Origin of the sequence: Streptomyces sp. Act143 (genome assembly GCF_003143935.1) — a bacterium.
GTDB lineage: Bacteria > Actinomycetota > Actinomycetes > Streptomycetales > Streptomycetaceae > Streptomyces.
This window is the reverse complement of the sequence record NZ_QFRX01000001.1, coordinates 2,497,877-2,510,980: the sequence shown is the minus strand read 5'-3', so window position 1 is coordinate 2,510,980 and position 13,104 is coordinate 2,497,877. Positions and strand designations below refer to the sequence as shown.

8 protein-coding genes and 1 pseudogene are annotated in these 13,104 nt (G+C 72.4%); 4 read left to right on the top strand and 5 right to left on the bottom strand.

From position 1 onward, the window contains the following. Positions 1-123: 123 nt before the first annotated feature. The 4 genes and pseudogenes from DI272_RS11240 to glgX all read right to left on the bottom strand — a co-directional run bounded on the left by DI272_RS11240 (position 124) and on the right by glgX (position 7,511). Complete coding sequence (locus DI272_RS11240) at positions 124-1,374, bottom strand: M14 family zinc carboxypeptidase (protein ID WP_109495221.1); 1,251 nt, start codon at positions 1,372-1,374, stop codon at positions 124-126. 175 nt (positions 1,375-1,549) lie between these two features. Further along, positions 1,550-2,832: pseudogene (locus tag DI272_RS11235) on the bottom strand (FAD-dependent oxidoreductase); the annotation flags it as partial. A gap of 70 nt (positions 2,833-2,902) precedes the next feature. Then, entirely contained in the window at positions 2,903-5,251 is a 2,349-nt protein-coding gene (gene treY, locus DI272_RS11230) for a malto-oligosyltrehalose synthase (protein ID WP_109495220.1), read from the bottom strand. 139 nt (positions 5,252-5,390) lie between these two features. After that, the gene (glgX, locus tag DI272_RS11225; protein WP_109495219.1) at positions 5,391-7,511 is read right to left on the bottom strand and encodes a glycogen debranching protein GlgX; all 2,121 of its coding nucleotides are present in this window, start codon (positions 7,509-7,511) and stop codon (positions 5,391-5,393) included. Between the two features lie 180 nt (positions 7,512-7,691). Between glgX and DI272_RS11220 the strand changes: the two genes are divergently transcribed. The 4 genes from DI272_RS11220 to DI272_RS11205 all read left to right on the top strand — a co-directional run bounded on the left by DI272_RS11220 (position 7,692) and on the right by DI272_RS11205 (position 12,163). Next, positions 7,692-8,504 carry a Tat pathway signal sequence domain protein gene (locus tag DI272_RS11220; RefSeq protein ID WP_109495218.1) on the top strand — a complete coding sequence of 271 codons (813 nt, stop codon included), beginning with the start codon at positions 7,692-7,694 and terminating at the stop codon, positions 8,502-8,504. A 165-nt stretch (positions 8,505-8,669) separates the two neighbouring features. Continuing rightward, positions 8,670-9,986 carry a copper amine oxidase gene (locus DI272_RS11215; RefSeq protein WP_109495217.1) on the top strand — a complete coding sequence of 439 codons (1,317 nt, stop codon included), beginning with the start codon at positions 8,670-8,672 and terminating at the stop codon, positions 9,984-9,986. 103 nt (positions 9,987-10,089) lie between these two features. Next, positions 10,090-11,331 (top strand): SAV2148 family HEPN domain-containing protein, encoded by a 1,242-nt coding sequence (locus DI272_RS11210; protein ID WP_109495216.1) that lies wholly within the window; start codon positions 10,090-10,092, stop codon positions 11,329-11,331. A gap of 106 nt (positions 11,332-11,437) precedes the next feature. Next, entirely contained in the window at positions 11,438-12,163 is a 726-nt protein-coding gene (locus DI272_RS11205) for a 3'-5' exonuclease (protein ID WP_109495215.1), read from the top strand. Between the two features lie 18 nt (positions 12,164-12,181). Here DI272_RS11205 and DI272_RS11200 read toward each other — a convergent pair whose 3' ends face one another. Beyond that, positions 12,182-13,042, bottom strand: coding sequence for a phosphotransferase enzyme family protein (locus DI272_RS11200; protein WP_109495214.1), 861 nt, complete (start codon positions 13,040-13,042; stop codon positions 12,182-12,184). Positions 13,043-13,104 lie beyond the last annotated feature (62 nt).

The following is a 13,104-nucleotide window of genomic DNA, read 5'->3' as shown; positions in this document are numbered from 1 at the left end:
GGGCGACCGGCCGGGGATGTGACACCGGCCCTGGGCCCGTGGGGTCGGGGATGCGACTCAGGCCTTGTGCCCGTGCGGTCGGGGGAGCGCCTCCTGCCCTGTGCCGTGCGGCCGGGGCGGTCCTCACGTGGACCGGTCGCGCGCGTGTCGCGCCGCTTCCACCACCGTGCGGGCCTGGTGCTCCACCTGGTGCTCCAACGGCACCCAGCGGGCCCGGAATCGTTCCGCGAACGCCTCGCTCCAGGTCGCGACGAGTTGCTCCAGGCGCGGTGCCGCGCGGTCGTCGTGCTCCGTCAGGACCCGCAGCAGCATCGCCGCCGCCCGCAGCGGCAGCCGCCGCGCGAACGCGTCCACACTGCCCACGTACGCGCGCGTGTTGTCGACGGGCACCATGTGCATCCAGTCCGCGGCCAGTCCCGGCACCAGTTCGAGCCCCCATCGGGCGGCCCGCAGCAGCGGACCCCCGACGCCGGGCAGGCGGGGCAGCGCGTCGGTCAGCACTCGCTCCACCTCATGGGTGTCCAGCAGCAGCCGCCTCGCCAGCCGGCGCAGCGCCACCGCCGGATCGGGGTGCGGCACCGGGTCGTCGACCAGGTCGCTCGCCCACATCGGCACCTCGACGATCGCGGTCAGCCCGCCGTACCGGTGCGCGTGGTACCAGGTGCTGTTGCGCGCGTCGTCCGGCATGCTCGGGTACGCCGCCCCGGCGCCCGGCGCGGGCATCACATGCACCCCCGGCCCGGACGCCGGCCAGCCCGCGGCGTCCGAGGCCCCGGTCTCCACCGGGATGTTGTGTTCCGCGGCGGACTTGGCGAACGGCTCGGCGAGTCCCGGGATGTCCTTCGTCAACTGCACCCAGCTGCCCCCCAGTTCGGTGCCGTGCAGCGTCACCTGGAGGTAGGGGCGCAGCTCGTCGATGACACCGGTCAGGGCACGGGTCTCGGGCGGCAGCCGGTCGGGCGGGAGCACCGCCGGTGACCATTCCGGCTGTTCGTGGCCCGCGGGCCGGAAGAATCCCCGGTGGTACTCGAACAGGTTGCGTGGCGCCGGTGTCACATGCAGGGACGCCCCGTCGGGGTCCGCGCACAGCAGGAAGTGCCAGGAGGTGTCCGCCCGCAACTCCCCTTCGCGTACCACCCGTTCGGCGACGGAGAGGAGGGTGGCGCCGCCGGTCGGCTCGTTGGAGTGGGCGCCGGCGACGACGAGTACGGCGCGCTCCGCGTGGCCCACGGACAGCAGCAGCAGGGGTCTGCCCGCCCGTGAACGGCCCACCTCCCGCAGGGTGCACAGAGCCGGCCGATGAGCGGCCAACGCTCTTGCCGATGTGACGACTTCGGTCACTGTGGGGTAGCGCAGCTCCGGCAGGAGACTCACCCCCGACACATCCGCCCGGCTTCGCAATCCGCAGTACCCCACGGTCGCGGTGGACTGTCAAGGACGCACCGGGGGAGGCTCCAGGGGGCGCCCAGAGGCATTCACCTCCGGAGGGAAGGGATGCCGGTACCGAAGGGGCGCCGGTCCCGCCGGGCCGGGGCGCGGGCCCCAGTGCTCAACTCCGGTGCAGACCGCGCCCGGCGAGCGTCAGGAAGACCTCGCCGACGGCCTCCGACAGGGTCGGATGCGCGAGCACGTGCCGGGCCAGGTCGGACGGCGTCGCGTCCCAGCCGACGACCAGCTGGCTCTCCGCGATCATCTCGGGCACCTGCGGACCGACCAGGTGCACGCCGAGCACCCGGCCGTCACCGGCCTCCGCGACGACCTTCACCATGCCGCCGCGACCGTGCACCATCCCCTTCGCCACGGCGGTCAGCGGCATGGAGTCGACGACCACCTCGTGCCCACGCGCACCTCGTGCCCACGCGCACCTCGTGCCCACGCGCGCATGCCTCCGTCTCGCTCGGGCCGACGGCCGCGGGTCTGCGGCGCCGAGTAGGTGACGCGGGGCACGGCCGCGCAGTCGACGGGTGCGGACGCCGCCCCCGCCGGCACCTCCGCCACCGACAGGCCCTCCGCGAACGAGGCGTGGGCCAGGCCGAGGGACGGCGGCGGCAGCAGATCACCCACGACGTGGACGCCGTCCACGGCCGTCTCCAGGCGCGACCAGTCGGCCGGTGCGACGAACCCCCGCGCGTCCGCCGCGAGGCCCGCGGCGGCCAGGTCGAGGCCGTCGGTGACCGGCTCCCGGCCGACGGCGACCAGCAGCCGCTCGACCGTGAGCGTGCGGATCTCGCCGCGCGCCGACCGCACGCGCGCGCGTACGGCGTCGTCGCGCACCGCCGCGTCCAGCAGCCGGGCGCCCGCCTGGACGTCGATGCCGCGCTTCTTCAGCCCGCGCGCCAAGTGCCGGCTCACATCGGCGTCCTCCAGCGGCACGATCCGGTCGGCGGCCTCCACGAGAGTCACCTCCGCGCCCATCGAACGGTGGAAGGAGGCGTACTGCACGCCGATCGCCCCGCCGCCGAGCACGAGCACGGACGCCGGCAGCCCGGGCGCGAACAGCGCGTCGTCGCTCGTCACCACACGCCGGCCGTCCGGCACGAGCCCCGGGAGCACACGCGGCCGTGAGCCGGTCGCCAGGACCAGACCACGGCGCGCGACGAAGTCGTGCACGCCGGGCGCGAGGTCACTCGGCGCGCCGGTCTCGTGATCACTCGGCGCGCCGGGCGCGTGATCAATGCGCGCGCGCTCCACGCGCACCGAGCGCGGCCCGGTCAGGCGCGCGCTCCCTCGCACCACCCGCACGCCCGCGTGCGCGAGATGCGCCTCCACGCCCTTGTGGTTGCGCGCCACGATGCCGTCCCGCAGCGCCACGAGGGCGGGCCAGTCGACGGCTCCGGCGGACCTCGTCGGGCAGAACGGCAACTACACACGCGCGCGTGAGGGCGTCCGCCTCCTGTCCCTCCTAGCCGACCCGTTCCAGCAACGCCACCGGCAGCACCCCGAACAGCTCCGCCACGCGCACGTGCCCGGTGAACTCGCGCTCCGCAGCCAGCACGTCGACCCAGCGCCCCGGCGGCAGCGCCAGCCGTGTCTCCCCCCAGCCGCCCGCCTCCGCCAGCCGCAGCGACAGCCGGGTGACGGCGGTGACGACGTCCCCGGAGCGGGCGAACGCCAGGCAGTGCGCGGCCGCCGGGCCCTCCGCCGAGAGCGGCGTGTACGTGGCCGAGTCGCCGAACGCGGCGGGCCGCCGGGCCCGCAGCCGCAGGGCCGCCGTCGTCAGCGCGCCCTTCTCGCCGGGCTCCGCGGGCGGGAACGACACCGGCCGCCGGTTGTCCGGGTCCACCAGCGCCCGGTACTCGGCCTCCGTGCCCTGATAGACGTCCGGCACCCCCGGCATCGTCAGATGGAGCAGCGCCGTGCCGAGCACGTTCGCCCGCACCGACGGCTCCAGGGCGCCGCGGAAGGCCGCCACGCGCTCGCCCGGCACCCCGCACGGCCCCGCCGCGACGAACGCCGCCACCGCCTCCTCGTACGGCGGTTCCTGCTCCGTCCAGCTGGTGTAGAGCCCGGCCTCGCGCACATGCTTCAGCAGCGCCCCCCGCACCCGCTCCACGCTCGCCGGGCCGAGCCCGAACACGGTCTGCCAGGCCGCCCACGCCACCTGTGCGTCCGGCACGCCGTCACCGGTGCGCGTCACCTCGGCCAGCACGTCGGCCCAGCGCTCCGGGCACTCGGTGAGCACGGCCAGCGCGGCCCGCACGTCCGCGCTGCGCTTGGTGTCATGGGTCGACACCACGGTCCCGGTCGCCGGCCAGTCGCGCTGCACGCGTGCGCAGTAGGCGTGGAAGTCGTCCGGCGACACGGCCGGGCTGCCGGGGTTCCCGCCCACCTCGGTCGCCGACAGCAGCGGCACGTACCGGTAGAACGCCGTGTCCTCCACCGACTTGGCGCGCAGTGCCGACGAGGTCTGCGCGAACCGGGCCCGGAACTCCGCGTGCTCCGGCCCGTCGCCCGCCCGCCCGAGCACCAGATCGCGGACGACGTCGACCGCACCCGCCTCCTCCGGGACGACGAACGCCTGCCGCGCCTCCTCGGCGGCCTCCTCGGTCACGACGGACGCGGCGTCGACCGAGGTGTACGGCCGGTAGACCTCCATCCGCACCAGCAGCTCCTGGAGGGCGGTGCGCAGCGCCCACGGCGCGCGGTCGCGCAGCGCGGGCTCCGGCGAGCCGGCGCACAGCCGGACCGCCACCCGGGTCAGCCGCTCGGTCTCGGCGGCCAGCTCGTGCGTGAGCACCCGGTACGCCGCCCGCCGCACCGTCGCCTCCCAGTGCCCGCCCCGGTCGGTCTGCGGAGCCGCGAACCGCCGGTACTGGCCGAGCAGTTCCCCGAACCCGGCCGGGTCGGTGAACACCCCGTCCACATGCCGCAGCGCGTCGTAGCCCGTGGTTCCCGCGACCGGCCAGGAGGCGGGCAGCGGCTCGCCGTCCGCGAGGATCTTCTCCACCACCGTCCAGCGCCCGCCCGTCGCCTCGTGCAGCCGCAGCAGATACGCGTCCGGGTCGGCGAGCCCGTCGGGATGGTCGATCCGCAGCCCGTCGACCACTCCCTCGTGCAGCAGCTGGAGGATCTTGGCATGGGTGGCCTCGAACACCTCCGGGTCCTCCACCCGCACCCCGATCAGCTCCGAGATGCTGAAGAAGCGCCGGTAGTTGAGCTCGGTACGGGCCAGTCGCCACCACCCCAGGCGGTACCACTGGGCGTCCAGGAGCTGGGGCAGCGGCAGGTCCTGGGTGCCCTCGCGGAGCGGGAAGGCGTGGTCGTAGTAGCGCAGGACGTTCCCGTCGACCGCCAAGCGCTCCAGCTCGCCGCCGAGCGGTCCGCCGAGCACCGGCAGCAGGACCTGCCCGCCCTGCGCCTCCCAGTCGATGTCGAACCAGCGCGCGTACGGGGACTTCGGGCCCTCCCTCAGCACCTCCCACAGGGCCCGGTTGTGCCGCGGTGCCATGGCCATGTGGTTCGGCACGATGTCCACCACCAGACCGAGACCGTGCTCCCGCGCCGTCCGCGCGAGCGCCCGCAGCCCCTCCTCACCGCCCAGTTCGCCCCGTACGCGCGCGTGGTCCACGACGTCGTAGCCGTGCCGGGAGCCGGGGACGGCCTCCAGGACGGGGGACAGGTGCAGGTGCGAGACGCCGAGCGAGGCGAGGTACGGCACGGCCGCCGCCGCGGCGTCGAAGGGGAAGTCGGGCTGAAGCTGTAGCCGGTAGGTGGCCGTCGGCACCGCCGGGTCGGGTCGCTCAGGTGTCATGCAACCCTACGTACCCGCCCCGCCGTCTTTCGTGTCATCACCCCCCCCGGATGTCCCCACGCACGCGTGGCGGCCCGTCCAGGACCGGCCGCCACGCGCGCGTACCGGCAGCGGCTCCGGCCGGGCCGCTCCGCAGCCCCTAGACCGGCCGCTGCAGCACCGTCATGCTCCGGTCCACCAGCGTCAGCCGGTCCCCGGCCTGCACCTTCGGGCCGCTGCCCTGCGGCCGGCCCGCCGCGCGCGCGGTGTCGACGACCACCTCCCACTGGCGGCCGTGGTTGACCGGCACCACGAAGTCCAGCGTCTTGTGCGAGGCGTTGAACATCAGCAGGAACGAGTCGTCGGTGATGCGCTCCCCGCGCGAGCCGGGCTCGGAGATCGCGTTGCCGTTGAGGAACACCGACAGCGCCGACGCCTTCGCCCGGTCCCAGTCCCGCTGGGTCATCTCCTCGCCCTCCGGGGTGAACCAGGCGATGTCGGACAGCTCGTCGTGGGTGCCCTCCACCGGTCGCCCGTGGAAGAAGCGCCGGCGACGGAAGACCGGATGGTCCCGGCGCAGCCACACCATCGCGCGCGTGAAGGCCAGCAGATCGCCGAAGACCTCGTCGTCCTCCTCCGGCCACTGCACCCACGCCAGCTCGCTGTCCTGGCAGTAGGCGTTGTTGTTGCCGCGCTGGGTGCGGGCGAACTCGTCGCCGTGGCTGAGCATCGGCACGCCCTGGGACAGCATCAGCGTCGCGATGAAGTTGCGCATCTGCCGGGCCCGCAGATCCAGCACGTGCGGATCGTCGGTGTCGCCCTCGGCCCCGCAGTTCCAGGACCGGTTGTGGCTCTCGCCGTCCCGGTTCTCCTCGCCGTTGGCCATGTTGTGCTTGTCGTTGTACGAGACGAGGTCGTGCAGCGTGAAGCCGTCGTGGCAGGTGACGAAGTTGATGGAGGCCAGCGGGCGGCGTCCGTCGTCCTGGTAGAGGTCCGAGGAGCCGGTCAGCCGGGACGCGAACTCCGCGATCGCCCGCCGCTCGCCGCGCCACAGGTCCCGCACGGTGTCCCGGTACTTGCCGTTCCACTCGGTCCACAGCGGGGGGAAGTTGCCCACCTGGTAGCCGCCCTCGCCGACGTCCCACGGTTCGGCGATCAGCTTCACCTGGGAGACCACCGGGTCCTGCTGCACCAGGTCGAAGAACGACGACAGCCGGTCCACCTCGTGGAACTGCCGGGCCAGGGTCGCCGCGAGGTCGAAGCGGAAGCCGTCGACATGCATCTCGGTGACCCAGTACCGCAGCGAGTCCATGATCAGTTGCAGGACGTGCGGCGAGCGCATCAGCAGGGAGTTGCCGGTGCCCGTGGTGTCCATGTAGTAGCGGGGATCGTCCGTCAGGCGGTAGTAGGACGGATTGTCGAGGCCCCGGAAGGACAGCGTCGGACCCAGGTGGTTGCCCTCGGCGGTGTGGTTGTAGACCACGTCCAGGATGACCTCGATACCGGCTTCGTGCAGCGCCCGTACCGCCGACTTGAACTCCAGGACCTGCTGGCCGCGGTCGCCCCAGGAGGCGTACGCGTTGTGCGGGGCGAAGAAGCCGATCGTGTTGTAGCCCCAGTAGTTGTTGAGGCCCATGTCGACCAGCCGGTGGTCGTTGACGAACTGATGGACCGGCATCAGCTCCAGCGCGGTGACGCCCAGCTCGGTGAGGTGCTCGATGATCGCCGGGTGCGCGAGGGCGGCGTAGGTGCCGCGCAGTTCCTCGGGCAGACCGGGGTGGCGCATGGTGAGGCCCTTCACATGGGCCTCGTAGATGACCGTGTGGTGGTAGTCGGTGCGCGGGCGGCGGTCGTCGCCCCAGTCGAAGTACGGGTTGACCACGACCGACGTCATGGTGTGCGGGGCGGAGTCCAGGTCGTTGCGCTTCTCCGGCGCGTCGAAGTGGTAGCCGTACACCTCCTCGCCCCATTGGATCGATCCGCTGATCGCGCGCGCGTACGGATCGAGGAGCAGCTTCGCGGAGTTGCAGCGCAGTCCGCGGTCCGGGGCGTACGGGCCGTGCACACGGAATCCGTAGCGCTGACCGGGCATCACGCCGGGCACGTACGCGTGCCGGACGAATGCGTCGGACTCCCGCAGTTCCACCGCCGTCTCCGAGCCGTCGTCGTGCAGCAGACACAGCTCTACTCGGTCCGCGGCCTCGGTGAAGACCGCGAAGTTCGTGCCGGCGCCGTCGTACGTGGCACCGAGTGGATATGCCTCTCCAGGCCAGACCTGCATGAATACGACTCTTTCAGCTCGTCGCCGCCGCCGGGGCCCCTTGACCACGAGTCTCCCCGAAAGTGATGGAACCTCCTATGACTTACGTCCCTCTTACCGATCGACCAGTGCATACGCGGTATGCCGAATCTGTGGGGCAGACACGTACTCCCGGGACCGAAGGGGGAGTAGGGGGAAGATGTGCGCGAGATAGTGCACCGCCATCTTGGCAAGATGGTGGCCGGTGCGGCCATCGCGGTGGTTTCGACCGCCGTGATGGTCGGGATCACGCTGCCGGGAACGGCGGGCGCCGACGAAACGGGCGGGACCAAGGGCGACGGCAAGGCCGCCGCGGCCCAGCAGCTGGGGCAGGACGAGCAGGGCGCGCCCGTCGCGCCGGGCGTCGTCCAAGAGGCCCCGGACGAAGGGGAGAAGGGCAAGGGCGGCGATCCGCTGACCGACGACGAGATCGCACGGGCCCAGAAGATCGCCGTGAACCGCCAGACGTTCACCGCGAGTGAGAACGTGGACGGCAAGCGCGGTCCGCAACAGCTGAGCGTCGACCTGGCCGAGCCGGAGAACGACGGCACGGACACCGGTCGGCGTGCCGACGTGTCGTACTACGACTACCGGGACGACACGCTCGTCACCAAGACCGTCGACCTGGACACCGGGAAGGTCGTGGACTCCACCGACCAGCGCGGAGTCCAGCCGCCGCCGAGCATCGCCGAGAGCAGTGCCGCGGCGGCCCTGCTGATCGCCGACCCGCTCGGAGCCGGCCTCAAGGCCGACTACAAGGACGCGATGGGCAAGGAACTCACCTCGCCGGACCAGCTCCGGCTGAGCGGCGGCATCTACCGGGCCACGCCGGGCGCCCAGCCCGCCGCGCTGGACAAGTGCGGTGAGCACCGCTGCGTGCGGCTGTTCACGAAGGTCAAGAACGGGCCGTGGATCGACACCACGGCCCTGGTGATCGACCTGAGCGCCCACAAGGTCGCCGAGCTCAAGCACTGAGCTCAAGCGCCGAGCTCAAGCACTGAGCCCGACCGCCCGCTCCACCGCCCGGCCATTGAGCCACGGCAGCCGAACCGACCACTCGGCCGCCGAACGCGCTCCTTTGCCGGGCCGACCTCCGTCCACTTTCCGAACTCGCACCTCCTGCAAGGGAGTCACTTCTTCATGCGCGTCACCAGAATCAGCCACGCCCGCGGCCGGACGGCGGCCCTCGGCCTCGCCGTCGCCGCGCTGGCCGCCGGTCTGACGACCGGAGCCGGACCGGCCACCGCCCAGCCGCAGAGCGCCGCCGCGGCCGCGCCCGACTGCAGCGCCGCCTTCCGCATCGAGCAGAAGCTCTCCAGCGGCACCACCTGGCGGATGTGCTGGCACTACGACAGCAAGGCCGGCCTCGTCCTGGAGGACATCTCCTACCAGCCCAAGGGCGAGACCGCCCCGATCAAGGTCCTCAACAGCGCCCGCCTCGGCCAGATCCACGTCCCCTACGACGACGGCCGGGCCGAGTACGACGACCTGACGGGCCAGAGCTTCGCCCAGGACCTGATGAACCTGGCCCCCGCCGAGTGCCCGGGCGGCACCATCAAGACCGTCAAGCTCCCGGAGACCTGGGAGGGCCAGGACCCCAACGTCAAGGGCCTGTGCACCACCACCCGCTCCCGCGGCCACGCCTACCGCATGCAGGGTGACAGCGCCACCAAGGTCTACCAGGCCCAGGGCAAGGACCTCCTCGTCTACACGGTCAACCAGGTCGGCTGGTACGAGTACATGACCGAGTGGCGCTTCCAGGACGACGGCACCGTCAACATGAACGTCGGCGCCACCGGCAGCCTCTCGCCCTTCGACTACGACGCGGGCGACGGCCGCGGCTGGCCCATCGGCAAGGGCGCCGCCAAGGACAAGGCCACCAGCCACACCCACAACGTCTTCTGGCGGCTGGACTTCGCCCTCGACGGCTCCACCAAGAACCGCGTCGAGCAGTACGACTCCACGGTCACCCCGCGCGGCGCGGACACCCCGACCGTCAAGACCACCCGCACCAAGGTCGGCAAGGAACTCGCGGGCGACGCGAAGACCTACCGCTGGTGGCGGATGGTCAGCGCGACCGGCAAGAACAAGGACAACCACGCGCGGTCGTACGAGTTCGTCCCCGGCCCCACCACCCGCTACCCGGGCCGCAGTTTCACCAAGCACGACATCTACTTCACGCAGTACAACAAGTGCGAGCTGTTCTCCAGCAACAACCCGCGCTGCGACCGCACCCACCCCAAGTCCGTCGACAAGTGGGTCAACGGACAGACGCTCACTCACCCGGTCGCCTGGGTGAACGTGGGCTTCCACCACATCGCCCGGGACGAGGACCAGCAGCCGATGCCGGTGCACTGGCAGGGCTTCTCGATCGTCCCGCGCGACGTCACCGCTATGAATCCGCTCACTCCGGCGGACCTCGTCGGGCAGAACGGCAACTACACAGGCGGTAGTTGAGAAACGACCCTGTCCATCCGGCTGCACCGCCCACCGCTCCCGGAGTACCCTTCCTTGATCGTTGGGACGGGGAGTGCTCGGGGGAGCGGAAGGCGGTGCGCGGGTGGGCTCGGGAGGGCTGGAGTTGCCCCCTGGTGACGAGGGTCACGAGGGGAACTCCGCAGACGTCCCGCCCGGCACGGTGTCGCTGGCCCGGCCCATGGACGCCGCCGGTTCCATCGGGCCGGAGCTGGACTGGGATGCCGACGCCTGGCGTGAGGTGCGTACGCGTGCCCAGCGAGCCGGGCGGGCCTACATCTGGCTGAACCTCGTGGAACAGCGGCTGCGCGCGGTCGTGGCCGCTGTCCTGCGTCCCATCTACGAACCCGTCCACGGCGACGACTGGGTGGTGGCCGCGGCCGGGCCGGCCGGGCAGGAGTGGGTGCAGCGCGCGGTCGCCGTCCGCGAAGTCAGCCGCCGCAAGGGCTACCTGCTCGACCCGGCCGACGACAACGTCCTCAGCTTCCTCACCCTGCCCCAGCTGCGCGAGCTGATGGTGCAGCACTGGCCGTGCTTCGAGCCCTACTTCGACGAGCGCCGGGACGTCGAACTCGCCCTGGACGAGCTGGAGGTGACCCGCAACGTCGTCTCCCGCAACCGGGCCCTGTCCGAGGCCGTCCTCGGCCAGGCGGAGCGGGCCTCGGCGCGGCTGCTGGAGATACTCGGCGCGGGCGGAGACGTGCCCTCCGCGCGCCGGCTGCCCGTGGACGCGGTCGAGGACCTCGTCGGCGACCGGTACGCGGACGTGGTCGCCGTGCACCCCGACCGGGTGCGGCTGCTGCGCCAGTTCCCGGCCGAGGACATCTTCGGCGGCGCCCGCCGCCTCGACGCGGTCGGCATCGGCCTGAACCTCCTCGTCCAGAACTTCTCCGGCCGGCGCCTGGTGCGCCTGGCCGAGGCGGGCTGCCGGGTGCGGCTGCTGTTCCTGAACCCCGCCTCCAGCGCGGTCAAGCGGCGCGAGCGGGAACTCGGCATGAAGCGCGGCGAGTTGAGCCGGTCCGTCGAGATGAACATCCTGCACATGCGCCGGGTGCGGTCCCGGCTGCGCGACCCTGGCGCCTTCGAGATCCAGGTCTACGACGAGACGCCGCGCTTCACCGCCTATCTGGTCGACGGCGACGGCACGGACGGGGTCGCCGTCGTGCAGTCCTATCTGCGGCGCTCTCGGGGCATGGAGGCGCCGGTGCTGGTGCTGCGCAACGGGAGCAAGGTCGTCAAGCCGGGCGAAATCGACGAGAGCGGTCTCTTCCCGACGTATCGCGAGGAGTTCGAGACGGCTTGGGTGGATTCGCGTCCGGTGTCGTGAAAGTCCCCGGCGGCCCGGTAAGCGGAACTCGGTCCTCTGATTGTCAGTGGCGCATGGGATCGTGGAGACCACTGGGGGAAAGCACCACCAAGAAGGGGGACCGCCCATGGGCTGGCACCGGGAGCTGCTGATCGGCTTCGACCTGGAGACGACCGGCACCGATCCGCGCGAGGCGCGCATCGTCACGGGAGCCGTGATCGAGGTGAGGGCCGGGCAGGTCCTGGGGCACCGCGAGTGGCTGGCCGATCCGGGCGTGGAGATCCCGGCGGACGCGGTCGCGGTCCACGGGATCAGCAACGAACGCGCGACCGCCGAGGGCCGCCCCGCCGACCAGGTCGCCGGCGCCATCGCGGACGTACTGGTGACGTACTGGAAGACGGGCGTCCCGGTGGTCGCCTACAACGCGGCCTTCGACCTGACCCTGCTCTCCGCGGAGCTCCACCGCCACGGCCTGCCGTCTCTGCGGGACCGCCTCGGCGGCCTGGACCCGGCCCCGGTCGTCGATCCGTACACGATCGACCGCGCCGTCGACCGCTACCGTCGCGGCAAGCGCAACCTCGAAGCGGTCTGCGGGGAGTACGGAGTCCCGCTGGACTCCGCCCACGACGCCTCCGCGGACGCGCTCGCCGCGGCCCGCCTCGCCTGCGCGATAGCCGACCGCCACCCCAAGATCGCGGCCCTCGGCCCGGCGGACCTGCACCGCAGCCAGATCGAGTGGTACGCGGAATGGGCGGCGGACTTCCAGAACTTCCTGCGCCGCAAGGGCGAGAAGGACGCGGTGGTGGACGGGACCTGGCCGCTGCGGGAGCTGACGGCCGACGAGACGGTGTGATCGGCCGGCCCCGCCGCCTCAGAACGGGTACCAGCGCACCGACTCGTCCCCGTCCCTGAGCGACGCCACCCGACGCTCGAACTCCGCCGACGCCCGCGGGTTGCTCGGCGCGTGCTGGGCCACCCACGCGCAGCTCGCCGTCTCCCGCGCGCCCCGCAGCACCGAGCAGCCCGACCACTCCCGCACATCCCAGCCGTAGGCGTCCGTGAAAGCGTCATAGGCCGCCGCGGGCAGCCCGTACCGGTCCCGGGACAGCGCCATCACCACCAGGTCGTGCTCCCGCAGGTCCGCCGAGAAGGTCTCCAGGTCGACCAGGACCGGGCCGTCGGGGCCGACGTGCACATTGCGGGGGAGCGCGTCGCCGTGGATCGGGCCGCGCGGAAGGTGCGGGGTGAGCGCCGCGGCGGCGGACGCGAAGCCGTCCCGGCGCTCACGCAGATACGCCGCGTCCGCGGGGTCGATCGCATCGCCCGCGAGCCGCAGCCAGCGCTCCACACCGCCCAGCAGCTCGCGGGGCGGCAGCTCGAAGGAGGGGGCGGGCAGAGCGTGGACGACCCGTAGCAGTTCGGCCACATCACGGGGCTCGGCGGGCCGTACGGCGTCGGGCATCCGGTGCCACACCGTCACCGGATGCCCCGCGACGAGCAGCGGCTTCGGCTCGGCCGCCCGCACCGCGGGCACCTCCGCCTCGGCCAGCCAGAGCGCGATGTCCAGCTCCCGGCGCGCCCGGTCCAGGAGTTCGGCGTCCCGGCCCACCTTGACGACCAGGTCACCGGCGGCGAACACGGCGTTCTCGCCGAGCGCGAGCAGCCGCGCCTCCCCGGCCCCGCGGAGCACCCCCGCCTCGGCCAGCACCTCGCGCGCGCGTGCCTCGTCCATCGTCCGCCTCCGTGTCCCGTTCCTGCCGATGCGCGTGCGCACAGGGCGCACCAGGGCGTCGA